Genomic DNA, 20841 nt, shown 5'->3' with positions numbered 1-20841 from the left:
TCACATGGCACGATCCCGCAACCGGCGCGACTTCATTCGCGACCTCGGACTCAGCGCCGCCGCACTGCCGTTCGTTCTGAACCTGCCGGGGCTGGCGTTCGCGAATCAGGCGAGGCGGAAACAGCGCCTCGTCATCCTTTTCAGCCCCAACGGTGTCGTTCCCGAAACGTTCTGGCCCGATCAGGACGGGGAGAAGTTCGCACTCAAGGAGAGCTTGAAGCCGCTGGAGCCGTTCCGCAAGCGGATGCTGGTTCTTCGCGGCCTGAGCGACAAGGTCGGTGGCGACGGGGACAACCACATGCGCGGGATGGGGTGCCTGCTCACCGGCGTTGAACTCAATCCCGGCAACATCCAGGTGGGCACCACCTCCGCCGGTTGGTCCAAGGGGCACTCCATCGACCAAGAAATTCGACGGCACCTCCAGGGCGACGGGGCGACCAAAACGCGCTTCGGTTCCCTCGAATTCGGCGCACTGGTCCCCGATCGGGCCGATACCTGGACGCGCATGGTCTACGCGGGGGGGAACAAGCCGATCGCCCCCATCGACGACCCGCACCAGATGTTTGCCAAGCTCTACGGGCGCGTGAAGGATCAAGAACTGCTCGGGAGCGTGCTCGATGTCGTCGGTGACGATCTGAAGCGCGTCGGTCGGGTCGTGAGCGCGGAGGACCGTCGCCTGCTCGAAGAACACGCGGCCCACGTGCGCGAACTGGAAGAGGAGACCAAAGTGGCGAGCAAGACGGGAGCGGTCGCCCACCCGGTGCCGGAACTCGACCCGGGTCTCAAGCGAGAAAACGATTTGCTGCCCAAAATCAGTAAGACCCAGATCGACCTGATGGTTCAATCCTTCGCTGCCGATTTCACCCGGATCGCGACCCTGCAGTACACGTGTTCCGTTGGAAACGCCCGCATGCGCTGGCTCGGCATCGACGACCAGCACCACGAGCTGTCGCACCAGGACAGCGACGGGGCCAAGAAGAAGCTCACAAAAATCAACGGCTGGTTCTGCGAGCAGGTGGCGTACCTGGCGAAGCGACTGGCCGACACACCCGAACCCGGGGCAGGGGGCTCACTACTCGACAACACGCTGATCGTCTGGACGAACGAACTCGGCCAAGGGAGTTCGCACACCCTCGACAACATCCCGTTCGTGCTGGTCGGTAACGGCCTCGATTTCAAGATGGGGCGATCGCTCAATTTGAAGAACAAGTCACACAGCCGGTTGCTGCTGTCGTTGGCCCACGGGTTCGATCACCGGCTGAAATCCTTCGGTAACCCCACTTACTGCGAGGGCGGCCCGCTGTCGGAACTTGTCTAATTTGAAAACGCAATCGCGAGGGCACCGGCCGAAGTACCGATCCGAGTGAAACTCAGTGAGTCGCACGGCCCCGAGGTCGGCCGGGTTCCATTTCTCGCGGGACTATATCGGAGAGCCGCAATGCCCACATTCGTCCGGTACGGGACCGTCGCCTCGATAATCGCCCTCGCCGGAGCGGTCGGCGCTCAGCTGGCACGGGCCGAACTGCCAGCCGGTCTTTCCGCTGCCGACGCCTCTCAAATTGACCGCGATCTCAAGACGCTCGGTGACCGGCTCCTCGCGTTCCGTGAGAAGCCGGTCCCGCTGCAGCGGGAGGATCTGATCGCCGACGCGGACGTGTTCCGCAAGGGCGTCGCCTGGGCACTGCGGTACGAGACGGAACTCAAGCCCGCGGATGTCGCCCTTATCAAAAAGGCGCTCGCGCGGTGTTCCGAACGGGCCGAGGCGCTCGCCAAAGGTAAGCCCGCATGGACTTCCCGAAGAGGGAAGCTCGTCCGCGGGTACGTGTCCGCTGTGGACGGCTCGACCCAGCCTTACGGACTGGTCATCCCAGCCGGGTACGACTCAAACAAGCCCTCGCGACTGGACGTGGTGCTGCACGGGAGCATGAAACCGAGCGGCCTGAACGAACTCCGGTTCATGAACGGCTTCGACGCGGGCGATGGTTCGGAGAAGAGTGCCCCGGATGCGAATTTCATCGAGTTGCACCCACTCGGCCGCGTCGAGAACTGCTACCGCTGGGCGGGCGAGACGGACGTGTTTGAAGCGATCGAGGCGGTTTGCCGGGGGTACAACATCGACCGCGACCGGATCGTCCTTCGCGGCATGTCGATGGGCGCGTCCGGTACTTGGCACCTCGGGCTGAAGTACCCGAGCCGGTTCGTCGCTCTCGGCCCGTACTGCGGGTACGTCGATACACGCGAGTTCTCGCAAACGCCCCTCTCGACCTTTGTGAAAGTCGCGGCCCTTCCCGAGCACCAGGAGAAGGCGCTGCACGTGCTCGACTCGGTCGATTACGCCGCCAACGCGGGGGCGGTCCCGGCGATCGCGTGCATGGGCGAAAAGGACGTGTTTTTCCAATCGCACGTGCTGATGGGCAAAGCAATGGAGAAGGAAGGCCTGAAGCTGACCAACCTGATTTCGCCGGGCACCGGGCACGTGATCGATCCCAAAACGCACGCGGAACAGATGCGCCGCATCAAGGAGTTCGCCGACAAGGGGCTGGATCGTTCCCCGAAGCACCTTCGGTTCGTCACCTGGACGCTCAAATACAACCAGTGCCACTGGCTGTGGGCGCTCGGCCTCACCGAGCACTACGCGCGGGCGGAACTGGAAGCCTCCGTTGCCGCCGACGGCACCGTGGAGGTGAAAGAGCCGAAGAACGTGACGCGCTTCACGTTGTTACCACCCGTGTTGCAAGAAACGAACCCGCAGCTTCGCGTCGGCGGGGCGGAGATCGCGCTTCCCGTGCGCGAGAAGAACGCGCCGCCCGCCAAGCCCGTGATCGGCCGGAAGGACGGGAAGTGGGCGTACCTCGGGGAACTCGACGCAACGCCCCTCTCGGGCAAGCGGCCGGGCGTGCAGGGGCCGATCGACGACGCCTTCGCCACGCCGTTCCTGTGCGTCCGTGGCACGGGTAAAGCGTGGAACCCGGCCATTCAGACGTGGGCCGACGCGAGCCTCAAACGGTTCGCCTACGAGTGGGACCGCTACTTCCGTGGCGAACTGCCGGTGAAGGACGACACCGCCGTCACCGACGCGGACATGAAACGGTACAACCTGATCCTGTTCGGTGACCCGGGCAGCAACGCTCTGATCGCCCGCGCCCTGCCGAAAATGCCGGTGACGTGGACCGAGAAGGACCTCACGCTCGGCACGGACAAATACGCCGCGGCCGATCACGCCCCGGTCCTGATTCAGCCGAGCCCCTTCGCCCCGGGCCGGTACGTCGTCTTCAACAGTGGGCACACGTTCCACGAGAAGGACCTGGCCTCACTCAACTACCTATTGTTCCCGCGACTGGGCGACTGGGCGGTGCTGAAGGTGGGCGCGAAGGCGCCGGCGCGCCCGTCCGACCCCCTGGAGGAACAGGTGATCCGTGCCGGGTTCTTCAACGAAGGCTGGCTCCTGCCCTGATGCCCGTGGCGCGGGCACCCGACGGAACGGTTCGCTACCCAGAGGGCGAACTGTCGGATGCGACCGCGGACGGACGTACTGAGCTTCACGCCGTCTCCTCCGCGACACCCCGCGCGGCGTGCCACCAGAACGCCCCCTCTGCAAGGGCCGGAAGATCGATGGCACGGGCCGCTTCTCGAAACCGCTCCGGGTTCTTCTCTCCTATGAACGCGAGCAGGCACTCCGCAAGGCAGTGAACGCTGCTGTTCACGAACTGCCGGGTGACGAAGCGGTCCTCGTGGTCGAAGAGTACGACCTTCCCGGCCTCGACGCAGATCGGGTTCCCCGCCCCATCGGAGCCGATGACCAGAACCGGTGCCAGGCGTTCGCGGTCCTCAGGGGTCCACTTCAAGCCGAAGACCTGCCAGAGGGCCACGGGCTTCTCGGCACGGTCGAAGCTCAGACACGGCGCGGCGGAGTCGGGGAGCACGGCGCTGCCGCACGTCACCATCTCGATACCCGCGCCCTCGAAGCCGCACGCTTCCCACTTCCTTGCCCAGCGGTCGGCGAATGATTCTGACACCGCACCCTCCACGGCTTCATGTGCTGTTGAACTCGAACTCCCCGGCGACGTACTCCTCGATCCGCACGGCGACCTCGGCGATCTGTTCGTTATGAGGCGACGTGACTACTCGGTCTCCGCCGCCTTCTTCGCCAGCTCGTGCAGCTTGAGTACGGTGTTCCAGTTCCGGGCGGTATTCGCCACCCCAATGCCCTTGCGGACGTTCTTCGTGGCACGAAAGCAGTCGATCGTGAGCGCGAGGCTTCCGAGGGGGCCGAATTCAATAACGAGACGAATGGAACATTTTGACAATCCGATCATTATCCCTATTCCCTCGGTGATGTCTTCACGTCTTCTCTGAGCCCGCGCCGCCCAACTGTCCGAAAATCTGTCTGCGCCTACTCCCCGCTGTCGGTTTACCCCGGTCTTTGTCTCCCCCGGCGAGAAGCCGTTCTACAGACATGCTGTTCTCCCAGAGCGTCACCGAAAATTCCGACACTGAGGCCACCGCGGGGAGCGGACGCACCACATGTCTGCACACACGACCGCCGCTGCGTTCTTAGAAATCGTCCACAGGAGTGGGATTCACGCCCCCGGCAAACTGGATGCCGCGCTGAGAGACATGGAGGATCTGCCCGACGACCCGAACCGCGCCGCCGCGGTCCTGGTCAAGAACGGCCTGCTGACGCCGTTTCAGGCGAAGAACCTGCTGGCCGGCAAGTGTCGGGGATTTCGGTTCGGCTCCTACGTGATCCGGACCCCGCTCGGGCGGGGCGGCATGGGCGCGGTGTTCCTGGCCGAACACGAGACCCTCAACCGACCGGCGGCCATCAAGGTGCTGACCGCGAGCGACGCCAACCGCCGGGTCGCGGTCGAGCGGTTCCTCCGCGAGGCCCGCGCCGCCGCCGCCCTGGACCACCCGAACATCGTCCGCATCTTCGACGTGGGCCAGCAGGGTGACGTGTACTTCCTCGCGATGGAGTACGTGGACGGTCAAACCCTCGAGCACCTCGTCAAAACCAGCGGCGCGCTCTCGTGCGGCCGCGTCGTGGAATACATCGCACAGGCCGCGGCCGGGCTGCAACACGCCTACGAGAAGGGGTTCGTTCACCGGGACATCAAGCCCGACAACCTCATGCTCACCCGGGACGGGACCGTCAAGGTGCTGGACATGGGCCTGGCCCGATCGTCCGCCGACGCCGACAAGGTGACCGAGATGCTGGACTCCGGCGCGGTGGTCGGCACGGCCGACTTCATTGCGCCCGAGCAGGCGATGAGCGCCCCCGTCGACATCCGGGCCGACATTTACAGCCTGGGGGCAACGTTCTTCGCCCTCCTCACAGGCAAGCCGCCGTTCACCGGAACGACCGCGCAGAAGTTGCTCCAGCACCAGGTGAAACCGGCCCCGAGCCTGACCGGGGTCGACAAGACGTTCCCGCCCGGGCTGGCCGAGGTCGTGGCCAAGACCCTGGCCAAGCGCCCGGAGGACCGGTACCAGACCCCGGCCCACCTGATCGCCGCTCTGACCCCGTGGCTGAACCCCAGTGGCAAACTGGTCGCCGGGCTCTCGAGTACCGGACCGAACGGGGGCGAGCGGGCAATGGAAGCGGTGACGGCTATGGTCACCGGGGCGAGCAGTGCCCGCATGGCGCCCAGTCGCCCGCAGACCGGATCGGCCCGGAACACGCGCCTCCCGGAACTCGGGCGGAAGGGGAAACTGGTGGCCGCCGGGGTCGGCGTTCTGCTGGTCGCCGGTTTGGTCGCGGCGCTCTCGGGCGGGCGCAGTGGTGCGCCGGCAACCGAGCCGGGTACCCACGCAGCCAAGCCCCCGGGCACCGGGGCTCCTCCCGCGCCGGCACCGCAACCCGCTCCAGCGCCGCAACCCGAGGCGGCACCGGGTAACCGCGTGACGGCCGGCCGGTACGAGGTGGAACTGGACGCGACCGGGATCAAGAGCTTGCAGATCCAGGGCCAGGAGTTCATTCGGAGCCTGACGGTGTACCGCGGCGCCTACTTCTACGACGGCAGCCGGAACGCCGCCCTTCCGTTCCCGACGTTCACCCGGCAGTCACCGACCACCTACCTCGGCGATGGCCCGGTAGCCTCCGTGCGCTACGAGTTCTTTCCCGATCGCATGGCCTGGACGATTACCAACAAGCAAGGCGGCGAGGGACTGTTCTTCATCATCTTCAACGGGAAGGCGGTCCAGGCGGTATCCAACGACGCCGGCGAGTGGGCCGGGGCGCTCGCCAAGCGGGACTGGCCGAACTCGACCTGGTACGCCGGCCGCGCCAAACTCAAGGTGACCGGCGGGAGCGTGCTCCGCGGCGCCTGGACGGACCTGGACGAAACCTGCCAAGTGTGGCAACTCACGCTCCCGGCCGGCGCGACCCGTACCGTGACGCTGGAACCCGGCGAAGTCACCCCGGCCGAAGCCGCACAGGTCGCGAAAGTCGCTACCGCGCCGACGGCGAATTCCGAACCGGCACGCGGACCGCTGGGCCTGACGGCCCCGCTCGACAGGCAAGTGTTTCAGCGGACTTCTCGGACGACCGGCTGGGTCGGGGTGTCCGGTCGGGCGCCGGTCGGCGCGGATCGCGTCGAGGTCAAACTCGAGGGGCAGCCGCTCGAAGGCGTGTTGTCGACGGACTGGCGCGCGGTCCCGCTGAACGCACAAGAGCGCACGTTCGACGCCCGGGTTCCTGCCCCGGCGGGCGGGTGGTACACGGTCACCGTTCGGGCGCTCTCAAACAACGAGGTCGTCGCCGAAGAAGCGGTCACCAAGGTCGGGGTCGGCGAAGTGTTCGTCGGCGCCGGGCAGTCGAATTCGACCAACTACGGCGCCGAACCGACCCGCCCCAAATCGGACCTCGTGGCCTCGTTCGACGGCGCCCGGTGGCAACCGGCGAACGATCCCCAACCCGGGACCCACGACCACAGCAAGAGCGGGAGCTTCTGGCCCGCGTTCGGGGACGCGCTGGCGGACCGGTACAAGGTTCCGATCGGATTGGCCGTGACCGGTCACGGGCCGTCTACAACGGCCGAGTGGCGTCCGGGCAGCGAACTGTTCGAGTGGACCGCCAAGCGGATGAAACAACTCGGGCCGGACGGGTTCCGCGCCGTCCTGTGGCACCAGGGCGAGTCCGATGTCGGCCTCACCGCGGACCAGTACGCGACCAGCTTGACGACAGTCATTGAGGGCTCGCGCAAGGTGGTCGGCCGACCGGTTCCGTGGTTCGTCGCACGGGTCTCTTACATGGGTCCGGACCGGCCGAAGGCCGAGGGCGTCCGGGCCGGTCAGAAACGATTGTGGGACACCGGCGTTGCCCTGGAAGGCCCCGACACCGATGCCCTCACGGGCGACAACCGGGACAACGGTGGGCTGGGGGTTCACTTCAGCCCCAAGGGGCTCCAGGCCCACGGCCGCGCCTGGGCCGGCAAAGTAACCACCTACCTCGATACCGCGCTGACCGCTCCGTAGTCCGCCGGAACCGGCGCCCGGTGCGGCCACGAGGCACCATATTCTCCGTTCCGACTGACCCACAACTTGACCATCAACTGGAGACGACGGATGACGACGACTTCGACCCGCCCGAACCGGCGCGGGTTCACGCTGATTGAACTACTGGTCGTGATCGCGATCATTGCGATCCTGATCGGGCTGCTCCTGCCCGCGGTGCAAAAGGTCCGCGAGGCCGCCGCCCGGATCAAGTGCCAGAACAACGTCAAGCAACTCGGCTTGGCCGTGGCCAACTACGCGGGCGCGAACAACGACCGGCTGCCGAACCTGTACGACGTTGACACGAGCGGACGGAACCGTGCGTCGGCGTTCCACCTGCTGCTGCCCTACCTCGAACAGGAGGCCCTGTTCCGCGCGGGCCAGACCCCCGATCCCGGGAACCCGACCGACACCTGGTGGGGCGCGGTGAACGGCGGGTACATCTATAACCAGGGGGTCGTGTCCGCGTACCAGTGCCCGTCCGACTCGACTGCCAACGGGGGGAAGGTCACGGCGACCCCGGCCGCCGGGTACACGTCGGGCGGCTACGTCCTGAACTACCTGCTGCTCGGCACCGTCAACGGCAACGACCCCACCCGGAGCGCCAACGCCCTTTACCCGTGGAAGGCCCAGTACGGCATCGGCAACATACCGGACGGCACCTCGAACGTGGTGCTGACGGCCGAGCGGATCACCGAGGGCGGGGCCGGGGCCGGGGCCGCATACGGCACCCTGTGGTGGTGGCCCGCGTCCCACCAGTACGGGAGCCCGAACACGAGCGCACCGATGTTCGGGAAGTATTCAAACGGGGTACCGCAAGTCGGGGTCAAACCGAGCATGGCCGACTACTCCCGGCCGAGCAGTGCGCACACCGGCGGCATGGTGGTCGGGTTGGTGGACGGGAGCGTTCGGACGGTGTCCTCGAGCGTTACCGCGAGCACCTGGGTGCTCGTGATCGATCCGGCCGACGGGTTGCCGGTTCCGGGCGACTGGTAACCGCTTCACGTGCGCGAAAATTGGTACCGATCCTTGCGGTGCGGACGTGCTGAAGGAGCATTTTGCTCCTTCAGCACGTCCGCACCGCGGCTCACGTCGAAGTGTAAATACCCCGGCGCGCAGTGATCGAACCAAGGGTACAACTGAAGTTCGATCGGTCTATTGATTCGGATTCGGCTGATCGGGCGCGAGCGAGAGCGCCGCCTCGACCTCCTCCAAGTTCGTGAGGAGCATTTGGAGCTTGTCTCGGTAGGCTTCGAGCGACGCGATCACCTGTGTCGTGTCGCACGTTTCATACGCGCCAAGGGCACGTTCGAGGTCCGCTTTCAACCATTTCGCGTCAATCGGTTCAAGGTTCACGACGTGCTCCTCGACTCATTAGTGTCTCCGCGCTCATTTACCCACGATGCGCGGCACGGCCTACTCCTTCTTCGCCCTTAACCGCGTCGCCGCCGTACTCGCGGCCTGTCGGGTGGCCGGTGCCGACTTCGGACATTGCTCCAGGGCCGCAATCGCGCGATCCCGTCGGCTGGGGTTGTGCGCGACATCAACTTCGATCGTTGCGACGGCGGAAAGTTGGGCGGCCGGGGTGTCGGCACTGAGCAGCACAATCGCGTTGTCGAATTCCTCATCGGTGAGGGGACGTGTTCGTGCCGTGTTCAGTAGTGCCATCGATTCGCGCATGTCCGGCCGTTCCATGACGAACGGGTCGTAGCGGTCCCAGAGCCAGATCCCGACCGCGCTGAGGATGATGAGTGCCACCGGTATGAGTGCCCAAACGACCCACGGTGGTCGGGATCGCTTCTGTGCTTCCGGTTCGGGTGACACGTTTTGCCTCATCGAGTTGCGCACAGAAGACCCACCTCTGACCGGTGCATGTCCGGTGCGCGAACGGAACGGCTGCGGGGTTTGGTGGGCGCCGGGCGGGCGCGTCCTGAACCGCTATTTCCCGGCAAATATCACAAATCGCTCCGTGAATTGCAAATGTCTTCTTGCGAGCGCGCGTTGTTCCATGTGTTGTTCCAGTGTCAATTCGGGGCGGTGTGGTACAATTGGCGGTATGCAACGTCTCAACAAGTATCTGGCGCACGCGGGCGTCGGCTCGCGGCGGCACTGTGACAAACTCATCGCGGCCGGGCGCGTGAAGGTGGACGGCGTCCGGGTCACGGAACTCGGTCTGAAGATCGACCCCACCAAGCACCAAGTGGCGGTCGACGACCAGTCGGTGAAAGCCGAGAAGCTCGTCTACTGGGCGGTGAACAAACCCGTCGGGCACCTCTGCACGAACCACGACCCCGCCGGGCGGCCGCGTGCGGTCGATTTGCTCCCGCACGTCGAACAGCGGGTTTATACCGTCGGCCGACTCGACGAGGGCAGCGACGGGCTCCTGCTGATGACCAACGACGGCGACCTCGCGATGGGGCTGACGCACCCGCGGTACGGCGTGCCGAAGACCTACTTCGTGCTCGTCGCGGGGCGCCCCACGGACGAAGACCTCCAGAAGTTGCTCGACGGCGTGTGGCTGAGCGACGGCAAGGTGCGCGCGAAGAGCGCGAAGCGGGTGAAACCGCAGGGGAACGGCACCTGGGTCCGCGTGATCCTGACCGAGGGCAAGAACCGCGAGATCCGCCGGATGCTCGCGAAACTCGGCCACAAGGTGATGCGCCTGAAGCGCGTCGCGATCGGCCCGGTGAAGCTGGACAAGCTGCCGAAGGGCAAGGCGCGCCGGATCAGCGAGGACGAACTGAAAGAGCTAAAACTGTTCGTGACGAGGTCGCAGGAAAAGGTCGCCGCCGCGCGCCTCCGGGCCACGGAGAAGAAGACCAATCCGGGCGAACGGCCGGTGTGAGCCGGCCGGTTCTGCCAAAATTGTTCGCGAAAGTCTCACCGACCGGCGCGAGCCGGTCGTTCACCAAAACACACCAGCCGGCTCACGCCGGCCGTTTACCAAAACAATGTTTCACCGCATCGCGCGCGTTCTCGAACACGTCAAACTCGCCGAGCGCACGTTCCGCGTTCGGCTCCACTGCCCCGAACTGGCCGGCGCGATTCGACCGGGGCAGTTCGTGATGCTCCGGCTGCCGAACACCACCGACCCGTTGCTCGGGCGCCCGTTCGCGCTGTACGACACCGTGCTCGATGCTGCCGGTGCGCCGGTCGCCGTCGACGTGGTGTACCTCGTTGTGGGCAAGATGACGGGCCGGCTCGTGGAAGTGCGAGAGGGGGAAGAACTCCAAGTGTGGGGACCGCTCGGGAAGCCGTTCCTGGATGTCGGTACGCCGGACCGAGTTACGCTCGTGGCGGGCGGAATCGGGCAGACGCCGTTTCTGGCTTACGCACGCGAACTACTCGGCACGCGCGGCTTCGGTGGTGACGCCCCCCGCGCTCGCACGAAGAACGTTTCGCTGTATTACGGCGTGCGGAACGCGGACCTTGCGGCCGGTGTGGACGACTTCCGTGCCGCGGGTATTGACGTTCACGTCGCGAGCGACGACGGCAGCATCGGCACGAAGGGATTCGTGACGCAATTGCTCGAATCGCACGGGGTGACGGGGCCGCTCGTGGGGTGCGGGCCGGAGCCGATGTTGCACGCGCTCGCGAAACTGGCGGCGAAGTGGAACGTGCCGTGTCAGGTGTCGCTCGAAACGCCGATGGCGTGCGGCGTGGGCATCTGTTTCAGTTGCGTGGCGAAAGTGAGAACCCCGGACGGCGACGACTACAAGCGCGTCTGCGTGGACGGCCCGTGCTTCGACGCGGCGAAGCTGGTGTGGGAGTAACGCATCGCGCGTTCTGAATCGCACGTAGGGCATGTTTCGGGAAAGCCGTGAGCCAAGCGGCCGACCGGCCCGATTACGCGCCACTCCTCAAATTGCACCAACAGCGCGCGTCCGGGTGCCCCGGTACCACGCACCACCCTTGACGCCTCACGCGATGGGGACTAGCGTGAGACGGGTTGATTCACACCAATGAAGTTCGCAACGCGGCGGTTTCACACAATGCCCGGTACGTGCGTGGTCGGTTTGCAGTGGGGGGACGAGGCGAAGGGTAAGATCGTCGATCTCCTCGGTGACGGCTTCGATATCGTGGTGCGGTACAACGGCGGCGCCAACGCCGGCCACACGGTCGTCGTCAACGGAAAGAGTTTCAAACTCTCCCTTCTCCCGACCGGAGTGATCCGGTCGAACGTCCAGTCCGTTATCGGGAACGGGGTCGTCGTATACCCGCCCCGGTTCATCGAAGAAATCGAATCGCTCGTGAAGCAGGGCGGGCTCGATGTGTCCGGCTCGCTGTTCGTGAGCGATCACGCGCACGTCATCTTCCCGTACCACATGGAAGAGGAGCGGCTGCTCGAGAGCGGCGCCGAGGGGAAGATCGGCACCACCGGCCGCGGGATCGGGCCGTGCTACCAGGACAAGGTCGGCCGCCGGTTCGCCATCCGCGTCGGTGAGTTGCTCCAGCCGGACCACCTGCGCGAGCGGCTGCGGTTCGTGGTGCCGTTCAAGAACAAGCTCATGGGCGCGCTCGCGGGCGGTACGGCGCCAAAGGTCTTCGACCCCGAAGCGGTCGCCACCGAGTACCTGACCTACGCGGAACGCCTCCGACCGTTCGTGCGCGACACCACGCGCTTCCTGCACGACGCGATCGCGGCCAACAAGCGAATCATTTTCGAGGCCGCGCAGGGCAGCTTGCTCGACGTGGACCACGGCACGTACCCCTACGTCACCAGTTCGAGCAGCCTCCCGTCCGGCATTTGGGGCGGGTCCGGCGTGCCCGCGAAGCACCTGAAGCGGATCATCGGCGTGGTGAAGGCTTACACGAGCCGCGTGGGTCAGGGGCCGTTCCCGACGGAGCTGAACGACGGTCCCCAGGGCCTGGGTGAGCGTATTCGGACTATCGGGCGCGAGTTCGGCACCGTGACCGGGCGCCCGCGGCGCGTCGGCTGGCTCGACGCGGTGGCCGTGCGGTACACCGCCGCCCTTTCCGGTGCGGACGAAATCACGCTGATGCTGCTCGACGTGTTGAGCGGCATCCCGGAACTGAAGATCTGCACCGCCTACGAACTCGATGGCTCGCGCATCACGCACTTCCCGAGCGACGCGCACCTGCTGGCGCGGTGTAAGCCGGTGTACGAGATGCTACCGGGCTGGACGGAAGACCTGACCGCGGTGCGCGCGATCTCGGACCTGCCGAGCGCGGCCCGGGGCTACATCGATCGCGTCGCCGAACTGGTCGGGCTGAAGGTGTCCGTGGTGTCCGTCGGTCCCGGCCGCGAACAGACGATCATGGTGTAATCGCAACACGTGAATTGGCGCCAGTGTTAATGAACGCACCGCGGGCTGAAACGCCCGGTTCACCCCGGTCCGCGGTGCCATCAGTTGAGTGACCTGCGTCATTGTGGGGACCGCGCACGCCGGGTGTAATGAACGGCACGCGATCGACCGATGGCAGATGTGAGTGCGGGGCCGCATTTTTCGGGTGCGCGACGGCGGGTCGGGGCGGAAAATGTTAGCGTTTGTTAGCCGTTGTGAGCACTGGCGAGTGCGATCAATCGCATCGAAGTGTTGGGCGCATCAGTGTTTGGGACGATTCTTGTTAGAAGCGGGGTGGGAAACGCCCGAAATGTTAGCGATTGTTACCCGACCGCCGCTCGTTTGTAGGCCCCTGTGTTGACCTACGTGCCTTTGTGGTGCGACTGAATGATTTCCACGACGCACGAACCTCGTGAATACGCCCGCTCGGTCGGACTCGATCCGGCCCGGTTGCCGCGCCACATCGCCATCATCATGGACGGCAACGGCCGGTGGGCGCAGCGCCAGGGCAAGGAACGGGCCGAGGGGCACGAGCGCGGCGCGCACTCCGTTGATGTGATTACCGAAGAGTGCTGCCGGCTCGGGATCGGCCAACTCACGCTGTACTGCCTCAGTTCCGAGAACTGGAAGCGCCCGAAGCCGGAAATCGACTTCCTGATGGCACTCCTCAAACAGTACCTGCTCGCAGAACGAGAGAAGATCCAGGAGCAGAACATCCGGTTCACGGTGATCGGTCGGCGCTCCGGGCTGCCCGACGAAGTGCTGGCCGAGATTGATGAGAACGTGCGCCTCACGCAGCACAACACCGGGCTGACGCTGTGCCTCGCGATCAACTACGGGAGCCGCGCCGAGATCGTGGACGCGGTGCAGGCGCTCGCGGGGCGCGTGAGCCGCGGGGAACTGCGACCGGAAGAGATTGATGAAGCGGCCATTTCCGGCGCACTGTACACGGGCGGGATGCCGGACCCAGACTTACTCGTGCGCACCGCGGGCGAGATGCGCGTGAGCAACTACCTGCTGTGGCAAATCTCCTACGCGGAACTCTGGGTCACACCGAAGTTCTGGCCCGAGTTCGACGCCAGTTTGCTGCACGACGGGCTCCGCGACTTCGCCCGGCGCGAGCGGCGGTTCGGCGGGCTGAACGCGGACACCACCACATGACCGACCCACGAGCGCATTCGTAATGATCCGAACGCGACTGGTTGTCGGGTCGCTCCTCGCCCTGGGAGCCTGTGGTGTACTCTTCGGCGACTCGTGGCTCGCGCGCAGCGGGTTCGCGTGGTTCCCGTTCCTGTTCGCGTTCCTGCTGTTCGCCGGGTTCGTCGGCTCGCGCGAACTCGTTCGGCTCATCCCCGTCGCGCTGCGCCCGTCCGAAGGGCTCGTCACCTGCGGCGTACTGCTCGCGCTGTTCGCGAACTGGTACCCGGCGCTGCGCCTGCAGTTCAGCCTCGTGCCCGCATCCGTGTGGGCACTGGTCGCGTGGATTCTCGCGATCGTGTTGATTGCGGCATTCCTGCTCGAAATGCGGCGGTACGTTAGCGAACCAGGAATCGTGGTACCCCGAATCGCCCTGACGCTCTTTGCTGTGGCGTACCTGGGTTTGTTGTCGTGCTTCTTCGCGCAAATCCGTTGGTTATCGAGCGACGTCGATACGTCGGCGATCATGCTGGCGCTGGTGGTGTTCGTGCCGAAGGGGAACGACATCGGGGCGTTCTTCACGGGCACGTTTCTCGGGCGCCACAAGATGGCGCCCGTGCTCAGCCCGAAGAAGACGTGGGAGGGGTTCGCGGGCGGAATGACGGCCGGTGCCGCGATCGCCGTGGCCTTCTCGTTCATGGGGGATGTATTCAGCTACGGCATCCCGGAAGCGATCGCCTTCGGACTGGCCGTGGGGCTCGCCGGCGTACTCGGCGACCTGGCCGAATCGCTCATCAAGCGCGATTGCCAGATGAAGGACGCCTCCAAGAGCATTCCGGGCTTCGGCGGGGTGCTCGACGTGATCGATTCGGTACTTTTTGCCGCCCCCGTCGCGTATCTGTGGTTCAGTTGGCACTAAAAGCCGATCTACTGTCTGAGAGACAAGCGCGAAGGAAACGAACTCGCCGCCGACTTCGTGTGTCCTTGTGTGAACTTCGTATTTCTGCGTCGCAAGATTGGGACTCCAACATGCCTGATTCGCCGGTGAACCGCACGCTGACGATCGAGGACCGCGACGAAGCGGTGATCCTCTTCGGTCCGCGCGATCAGCACTTGCGCGCCCTCCGCGATGCGTTCGCGGTGAAGGCCGTGTACCGCAGCGGGGAACTGAAGATCGAGGGCACCGCCGAAGCCGCGGAGCAGTTCGAGCGCGCGCTCCAACAGGTGCGCTTGGTCGCGCGCAAACAGGGGAAGCTCGACGCGAAGGACGTGACCGACGTGATCGAAGTGATCCGCGGGGCGACCACGCGCGGGACCGGCTCGGTCGTCGCAACGGAAGGCGGCCGGAACCTGCGCACGCGGACCGACGGCCAGGGCCGGTACGTGCAGGCGCTCCAGTCGCACGACGTGGTGCTGTGCGTCGGCCCGGCGGGTAGCGGTAAGACGTATCTCGCGGTCGCGTGGGCGGTGTCGCTGCTCCGCAGCAAGCAGGTGCGTAAGATCGTGCTCGTGCGCCCCGCGGTCGAAGCGGGCGAGCGCCTCGGGTTCCTGCCCGGCGACCTCGTCGCGAAGATCAGCCCGTACCTCCGGCCGCTCTACGACGCGCTCGCGGACATGATGGAACCGGAGACGGTGAAGAAGCACATGGAGAGCGAGGTCATCGAGATCTTGCCCCTGGGGTACATGCGCGGCCGGACACTCTCGCACGCCTGCATCATTCTGGACGAGGGGCAGAACGCGACCGTCGAGCAGATGAAGATGTTCCTGACCCGGATGGGAACGAACTCGAAGGTCATTGTGACTGGCGACATGACGCAGACGGACCTCCCGCGCACCATTCGTAGCGGGCTCGCGGATGCCGTCCACCGGCTGCGGGACGTGGAAGGACTATCGATCGTCCACCTCGATCAAGCCGACATCGTGCGGAACCCGCTCGTCACGCGCATCGTGCGAGCCTACGAGGACGATTCGCCGCGCGGGAAAAAATCGAACTCATAGTGCTTCTGAAGCGAGCGCGGTCGGCAGGGATGGCACCCCGCCGACCGCGCAACTTAGCAACCATGAGGCGCTGGGAACGTTACTTCGCGGGCATCAGCACGGTGTCGATGACGTGGACGACGCCGTTGCTGGCCTTCAGGTCGGCCGCGGTCACCTTCGCGTCGCCGACCATCACGGTCTTGTCCTTCACCGTGATTTTGAACGAGGTGCCTTGGAGCGTCTCCACTTCCTTGCCGTCGAGCTTCACGACATCGGCGGCCACCCACGTGCCCTTGACCGCGTGGGCCATCAGGATCTTCTTGAGCAGTTCCTTGTCGCCCTTGACCTTCTTGAGTGTGTCCGCGTCGATCTTCTTGAACGCGGCGTCGGTCGGGGCGAACACGGTCCACTCGCCCTTGCCGCTCAGTGTTTCCGCGAGCCCGGCTTCCTTGACCAGTTCGAGCAGGATGGTGTGGTCCTTCGACCCGGCGACGATACCGGCGATGGTCTTCGGCTCTTCGGCGCGGGCCGGGGCCGCCGCGAACACGAGGGCGGCGAACGAGAACGCGGCAATCAGCTTCGACTTCATCACGGGGAACTCCACGGGCGATGACGGTGGGACCGGCGCGGGGCCGGTCGCCGAACGGAACCCAGGCGGCTGTGAACGGCTCCTGCGTTAGAAGCACGTTCGCGGCCACTTCCCTTCGACCGGAGTGCATTCGGGACGTGTATCGCGCCGGATTCGCAACTCGGAACATTTATTTTCGCTGTTATTCGCAACGTGATTGTGCGGTTAAGAGAGGTTGCGGATATCAATGCAGAGCGCGTGTAATTGTTCGGTCGTCGCGTTACTTGCTGTGTCTGCGGCAGTGGGGCGTGGGAGCGGTCGTCGAATTGTTGCGCGGAGAAGGTTACACCCGCGCTAAGCGGAACGAGACTGTGTTTGCTCCCGCTCGTATCATCACCTCGCGCTTCGCGTGGAGCTCTTCGCCCGACATGTTCCAGGACCAGCGCCGATGGCCAGTGACGGCTCGACACCACCCGGCCCAGCCCCTGTTCGCGGTTACTGGGTGGGTGACGCGCTCTGGTTGGCGGTTCTCGCCGCTTGGACGGCCGGGTGGTGCCTCAGCGCGGCCCCGCGGCTCGGCGTGACTTACGACGAACCGTTCTACATGGACGCCGGGCTAGAGGCCTGGCGCGGGTGGGTCCGCGACGACGGGAGGCCCGAGCAGTTCTTTCACGAAGCCACGGCCACCAACGGCGTGATGCCGCTCCCGATCGATGCGGTCACGCTGCCGCTCTATATCCACGAACGGCAATCGGGCGTGCGCCTCGAAACCCCGGACGCGAAGTTCGCGCTCCTGGGCCGGGCGCGGGCCGTGACCCTCGGCTGGTTGTGGCTGCTCGTCTTCTCCGCGTGGCGCCTGGGCCGGGCGGCCGGTGGAGTGTGGGCCGGGCGCATCGCGGCCGGGTTGATCGCCGCCGACCCGAACTTCCTGGGGCACGCCGCAATTGCGACCACGGACATCGCGGTGAGCGCCGCGCTGATGGCGTTCGCGCGGGCCGTGTACGCCGGGCGCGCGGGCGGCTGGTGGAAGCGACTCATTCTGCCGGGACTGTGGTTCGGTGTCGCCGCATTGTGCAAGATTTCCGCGCTGCTTTACGGCGGCATTATCCTCGTCGTTCTCGAAGTGTGCTACCGGTTCGCGTCCGGCGGGTTGTCGCGCCCGGTTGGGGGCAGTTGGAAGACGTGGGGCGTGAAAGTGACCGGGGCCGTGTTCCGCTCTGTGCTAAACGCGACGGTGATTCTCGCCATCGGCCTCACCATCGCCGTCGAATACTTCGGCTATCCCGAACCGGACCGGCGCCCGTTCGAGAAGGTCGCGAAAGCCGTCCCCCCGACCGAACCGCTGAAGCCCAAGTACGAGAAGTGGGCCAAAGAATACACCCGTGTGCCGCACGCCGTGTGCGCGTTCGCGTTCCAGTGGTGGTACAACGCCCACGGCCGGCCCACCTTCCTGAACGGCACCTTCTACCCGGAAGGGTACCGGTACTACTTCCCCGAAGTTCTGTTGATGAAGGTGCCGCTGCCGATTTTCCTCCTGATGCTTATCGCCCTCGCGCGGCCGCGCGCTGTGGCGAACCCGCTGACGGTTGTCACGCTCCTGTTGCTCGCTGCGCTCCTCAAAGCGAACCTGCAAATCGGTGTGCGGCTCGCGTTCCCGGCCGTCGCGCTGGGGTACGTTGCGCTCGCGGTCGCGCTCGGGCGCGGGTACTCCCAGCGCGCACCGTGGATCGCCGTGCCCGCGGTGCTGGCTCTGGCCGCGGTCTCTGTGTGGGTGTGGCCGAACGGGTTGGGGTACCTGAACCAGGCACACGGCGGGCCGGGCGCGGCCCACTGGCGCGTGACCGACTCCAACGTCGATTGGGGGCAGGGCCTCCCCGAACTCAAAGCGTGGCACGAAGCGAACGGGCGGCCGTTGATCTGGGTGTGGTACTTCGGAGCGGACCCCGCGGTCGATGACCCGCCGTTCGGGCGCTTCCAACCGGACGTCCAGCGCCCGGAGATCAGGAACGAGGCGGAGCTGCGCCGCGCGGTCGGCCCGCGCGTCCTGGCCGTGGGGCACACGGTCGTTTCATTGCACCCGAACGTGACGCGCTCGAAGACGGTTACACTGGAGTACCTGCGCACGCGGCGCCCGCTCGCGCGCACCTCGACGTTCACGCTCTACGACTTCCGCGACGAGCAAAACGGCCCGCCGGCACTCGAATAATTAGGCCCCTTGTCCCAGCAACCACCGGCCCAGGTTGAAGTACAGCAACAGTGTGACCAGGTCGGCCGCGGCCAGCGCGATCGGACCGCTCGCCACCTGCGGGTTCCGGCGGGCCATTCGCAACAGGAACGGCAGCGCGATCCCCACGGCCGCGCTCGCCGCCACCCCGCCGGCGATCCCGATGCACAGGCTCAGCCCCGCCCGCGCGCTCCCCTTCCAGAAGTACGCCACCACCCCGACGATCAACCCGCAGAACGCTCCCAGCAGCAGTCCCACTAGCACCTCCCGGCCCACCTTCCGGGCCAGCGTCGCCCACGTCGGCCGTCGCCCGTGCAGGGTCTGTAGGGCCAAGCTGACCGACTGCATCGCCACCCCCTCCGCCATACCCGTCACGAGCGCGATGAACGGGGTCACCAGGGCGAGTGTGGCCACGTCCTCGTAGGCGTCGGCGATCACGGCCGCAATCATCCCGCCGATCACGTTGCACAGCAGCCACGGGAACCGCTTCCGGGCCGCGAGCACCGTCTGCCGCTGCTCGGTCTCGGTCAGGTACACGCCCACCAGTTGGAACAGATCGTCGCTCTCCTGGCGCTTCTCCAGGTCGGCCAATTCGTCCGTGTACAGGTCCACGTCCACGAGCCCTAGTAACTGCCCCTCCGCGCCCACGACCGGGAACGCGAGCAACTTGTGCAGCGTAAAGAACTCGCACGCCTCCAGCACGGTGGCGGTGTGCGGGACCGCCGCGACGGGCGCGATCATGATATCGGCAACCGGGGCGTCGGGCCGCCCCCGGAGGAGGCGGCGGGTGGGGACGACGCCGACCAGTTTGCCCTCGCCGTCGACGACGTAGAAGTACACGACCCGGCCGCCGATCTCGTGGTCGCGGATGTAGTCCAGGGCTTGCGCAACGGACGACCCGGCCGGGATTCGGGTCGGGTCGGTTCGCATGTGCGTGGTGACGGGATCGCCCAGGATCTGGCGGGTGGTAGACACGAGTGTGCTCCGGTTCGGGTGCCGCGTGTGCCCGGCGCTGCTCCCGCGCGGTGGGTGGCGCGGCCGCAGGTCGAGACAGGATAGAGCCGGTCGGTGTTCGAGGCTCGGCGCGAAACGCGACAACCCGAGCGCGCGGCACCGCGGCTCACCAGGGCCGCGTCCCGAAATGCCTTCGGTCGTATCCTTCCAACAGGAGGTCGCGGAATGAATAAGGTCGTGATTGTGACCGGCGGGAGCCGCGGGATCGGGGCGGCAACCTGTCGGCTGGCCGCCGAACGCGGCTACACCGTGTGCGTGAACTACCGGGCCAATCGGGGGGCCGCCGAACAGACCGTAGCCGAGTGCGCCCGTGCGGGAACAAAGGCGCTTGCGGTTCAGGCCGACGTTGCCGTCGAGACCGACGTGGTCCGATTGTTCGAGACGGTGGACCGCGAGTTGGGGCGGGTCAGCGCGCTGGTGAACAACGCCGGTATCCTCGAAGCTCAGATGCGGGTCGAGGACATGGATTCCAGGCGCCTCACACGGATCTTCGCCGCGAACGTGATCGGTTCGTTTCTGTGCTGCCGCGAGGCGGTCCGGCGCATGTCCACGAAGCGCGGCGGGGCGGGGGGGGCGATCGTGAACGTGTCGTCCGTGGCGGCGCGCGTCGGCTCGCCGGGCGAGTACGTGGACTACGCGGCGGCGAAGGGGGCGGTGGACACGCTCACGATGGGGCTGTCGAAGGAAGTCGCCGAGGAGGGCATCCGGGTGAACGCCGTGCGGCCGGGGTTCATCTACACGGATATTCACGCCAGCGGCGGGGAACCCGACCGAGTGGACCGGGTGAAGGCGTTCGTGCCGATGAAGCGGGGCGGGCAGCCCGAGGAAGTCGCGGCGGCGATCCTGTGGCTCCTGTCCGACGAGGCGTCCTACGCAACGGGCACGTTCATCGATTTGGCCGGCGGACGGTGAGCACGCTCTCCCTGATCTTCTACGAGCCGTTTGCCGTCGCGCTCGCGGTGCTCTGCTTTTACTCGATCTGGGCGATAGTTGCCGAACCGCAACCCGGCCGGGGGCTCGCATCCGAGGTCGCGGCGTTCAATTCCCGGCAACTTGTGCAGTATCTGAACCGGCCCGTTCGCGTTTTCGGCGTCGAATTCTCGGAATTGCGAACCAACAGT

General features: G+C 65.9%; 18 protein-coding genes. 12 read left to right on the top strand and 6 right to left on the bottom strand.

The features are described from left to right. Positions 1-4 precede the first annotated feature (4 nt). Positions 5-1318, top strand: coding sequence for a DUF1552 domain-containing protein (locus tag J8F10_RS11755; RefSeq protein ID WP_210654009.1), 1314 nt, complete (start codon positions 5-7; stop codon positions 1316-1318). A gap of 120 nt (positions 1319-1438) precedes the next feature. Beyond that, positions 1439-3454: a prolyl oligopeptidase family serine peptidase gene (locus J8F10_RS11750; protein WP_210654008.1), complete on the top strand. Its 2016-nt coding sequence runs from the start codon at positions 1439-1441 to the stop codon at positions 3452-3454. Between the two features lie 85 nt (positions 3455-3539). Here J8F10_RS11750 and J8F10_RS11745 read toward each other — a convergent pair whose 3' ends face one another. Further along, a complete protein-coding gene (locus tag J8F10_RS11745; RefSeq protein ID WP_210654007.1) occupies positions 3540-4016 on the bottom strand; it encodes an SUKH-4 family immunity protein in 477 nt (158 codons plus the stop codon). Positions 4017-4121: 105 nt separating this feature from the next. After that, positions 4122-4316, bottom strand: a complete 195-nt coding sequence (locus J8F10_RS11740) for a hypothetical protein (RefSeq protein WP_210654006.1) — start codon at positions 4314-4316, stop codon at positions 4122-4124. A 208-nt stretch (positions 4317-4524) separates the two neighbouring features. Here J8F10_RS11740 and J8F10_RS39815 point away from each other — a divergent pair, with 208 nt between their 5' ends. Further along, complete coding sequence (locus J8F10_RS39815) at positions 4525-7476, top strand: protein kinase domain-containing protein (protein WP_210654005.1); 2952 nt, start codon at positions 4525-4527, stop codon at positions 7474-7476. Positions 7477-7566: 90 nt separating this feature from the next. Then, positions 7567-8490: a DUF1559 family PulG-like putative transporter gene (locus tag J8F10_RS11730; RefSeq protein ID WP_210654004.1), complete on the top strand. Its 924-nt coding sequence runs from the start codon at positions 7567-7569 to the stop codon at positions 8488-8490. A gap of 159 nt (positions 8491-8649) precedes the next feature. On the opposite strand, the gene J8F10_RS11725 is transcribed toward J8F10_RS11730, so the two are convergent. Both J8F10_RS11725 and J8F10_RS11720 read right to left on the bottom strand, forming a co-directional pair. Then, positions 8650-8850 (bottom strand): hypothetical protein, encoded by a 201-nt coding sequence (locus tag J8F10_RS11725; RefSeq protein ID WP_210654003.1) that lies wholly within the window; start codon positions 8848-8850, stop codon positions 8650-8652. Between the two features lie 60 nt (positions 8851-8910). After that, positions 8911-9318: a hypothetical protein gene (locus J8F10_RS11720; protein ID WP_210654002.1), complete on the bottom strand. Its 408-nt coding sequence runs from the start codon at positions 9316-9318 to the stop codon at positions 8911-8913. Between the two features lie 232 nt (positions 9319-9550). Between J8F10_RS11720 and J8F10_RS11715 the strand changes: the two genes are divergently transcribed. The 6 genes from J8F10_RS11715 to J8F10_RS11690 all read left to right on the top strand — a co-directional run bounded on the left by J8F10_RS11715 (position 9551) and on the right by J8F10_RS11690 (position 15935). Then, positions 9551-10339, top strand: coding sequence for a pseudouridine synthase (locus J8F10_RS11715; protein WP_210654001.1), 789 nt, complete (start codon positions 9551-9553; stop codon positions 10337-10339). A 106-nt stretch (positions 10340-10445) separates the two neighbouring features. Then, positions 10446-11267, top strand: coding sequence for a dihydroorotate dehydrogenase electron transfer subunit (locus tag J8F10_RS11710; RefSeq protein WP_210654000.1), 822 nt, complete (start codon positions 10446-10448; stop codon positions 11265-11267). 219 nt (positions 11268-11486) lie between these two features. Further along, a complete protein-coding gene (locus J8F10_RS11705; RefSeq protein ID WP_210661867.1) occupies positions 11487-12782 on the top strand; it encodes an adenylosuccinate synthase in 1296 nt (431 codons plus the stop codon). A 405-nt stretch (positions 12783-13187) separates the two neighbouring features. Next, on the top strand, positions 13188-13961 hold the full coding sequence (locus tag J8F10_RS11700) for an isoprenyl transferase (protein WP_210653999.1): 774 nt from the start codon (positions 13188-13190) through the stop codon (positions 13959-13961). Positions 13962-13983: 22 nt separating this feature from the next. After that, entirely contained in the window at positions 13984-14856 is an 873-nt protein-coding gene (locus tag J8F10_RS11695) for a phosphatidate cytidylyltransferase (protein WP_210653998.1), read from the top strand. A gap of 110 nt (positions 14857-14966) precedes the next feature. Continuing rightward, the gene (locus J8F10_RS11690; RefSeq protein WP_210653997.1) at positions 14967-15935 is read left to right on the top strand and encodes a PhoH family protein; all 969 of its coding nucleotides are present in this window, start codon (positions 14967-14969) and stop codon (positions 15933-15935) included. A gap of 79 nt (positions 15936-16014) precedes the next feature. Here J8F10_RS11690 and J8F10_RS11685 read toward each other — a convergent pair whose 3' ends face one another. Further along, on the bottom strand, positions 16015-16503 hold the full coding sequence (locus J8F10_RS11685) for a fasciclin domain-containing protein (protein WP_246524185.1): 489 nt from the start codon (positions 16501-16503) through the stop codon (positions 16015-16017). Between the two features lie 481 nt (positions 16504-16984). Here J8F10_RS11685 and J8F10_RS11680 point away from each other — a divergent pair, with 481 nt between their 5' ends. Continuing rightward, a complete protein-coding gene (locus J8F10_RS11680; RefSeq protein ID WP_210653995.1) occupies positions 16985-18688 on the top strand; it encodes an ArnT family glycosyltransferase in 1704 nt (567 codons plus the stop codon). Here the strand turns inward: J8F10_RS11680 and J8F10_RS11675 are convergent, their stop codons facing one another. Beyond that, positions 18689-19681 carry a magnesium transporter gene (locus J8F10_RS11675; RefSeq protein WP_210653994.1) on the bottom strand — a complete coding sequence of 331 codons (993 nt, stop codon included), beginning with the start codon at positions 19679-19681 and terminating at the stop codon, positions 18689-18691. A 204-nt stretch (positions 19682-19885) separates the two neighbouring features. Here J8F10_RS11675 and J8F10_RS11670 point away from each other — a divergent pair, with 204 nt between their 5' ends. Beyond that, a complete protein-coding gene (locus J8F10_RS11670) occupies positions 19886-20632 on the top strand; it encodes an SDR family oxidoreductase (protein ID WP_210653993.1) in 747 nt (248 codons plus the stop codon). Positions 20633-20841: the final 209 nt, after the last annotated feature.

This window comes from Gemmata palustris, from assembly GCF_017939745.1.
GTDB lineage: Bacteria > Planctomycetota > Planctomycetia > Gemmatales > Gemmataceae > Gemmata > Gemmata palustris.
This window is presented reverse-complemented; position numbering and strand designations above follow the sequence as displayed.

Coding starts and splice junctions, on each gene's coding strand:
- J8F10_RS11685 (WP_246524185.1), bottom strand. CDS start 16,503: ATGAAGTCGAAGCTGATTGCCGCGTTCTCGTTCGCCGCCCTCGTGTTC.
- J8F10_RS11740 (WP_210654006.1), bottom strand. CDS start 4,316: ATGATCGGATTGTCAAAATGTTCCATTCGTCTCGTTATTGAATTCGGC.
- J8F10_RS11700 (WP_210653999.1), top strand. CDS start 13,188: ATGATTTCCACGACGCACGAACCTCGTGAATACGCCCGCTCGGTCGGA.
- J8F10_RS11705 (WP_210661867.1), top strand. CDS start 11,487: ATGCCCGGTACGTGCGTGGTCGGTTTGCAGTGGGGGGACGAGGCGAAG.
- J8F10_RS39815 (WP_210654005.1), top strand. CDS start 4,525: ATGTCTGCACACACGACCGCCGCTGCGTTCTTAGAAATCGTCCACAGG.
- J8F10_RS11715 (WP_210654001.1), top strand. CDS start 9,551: ATGCAACGTCTCAACAAGTATCTGGCGCACGCGGGCGTCGGCTCGCGG.
- J8F10_RS11750 (WP_210654008.1), top strand. CDS start 1,439: ATGCCCACATTCGTCCGGTACGGGACCGTCGCCTCGATAATCGCCCTC.
- J8F10_RS11690 (WP_210653997.1), top strand. CDS start 14,967: ATGCCTGATTCGCCGGTGAACCGCACGCTGACGATCGAGGACCGCGAC.
- J8F10_RS11755 (WP_210654009.1), top strand. CDS start 5: ATGGCACGATCCCGCAACCGGCGCGACTTCATTCGCGACCTCGGACTC.
- J8F10_RS11710 (WP_210654000.1), top strand. CDS start 10,446: ATGTTTCACCGCATCGCGCGCGTTCTCGAACACGTCAAACTCGCCGAG.
- J8F10_RS11730 (WP_210654004.1), top strand. CDS start 7,567: ATGACGACGACTTCGACCCGCCCGAACCGGCGCGGGTTCACGCTGATT.
- J8F10_RS11670 (WP_210653993.1), top strand. CDS start 19,886: ATGAATAAGGTCGTGATTGTGACCGGCGGGAGCCGCGGGATCGGGGCG.
- J8F10_RS11695 (WP_210653998.1), top strand. CDS start 13,984: ATGATCCGAACGCGACTGGTTGTCGGGTCGCTCCTCGCCCTGGGAGCC.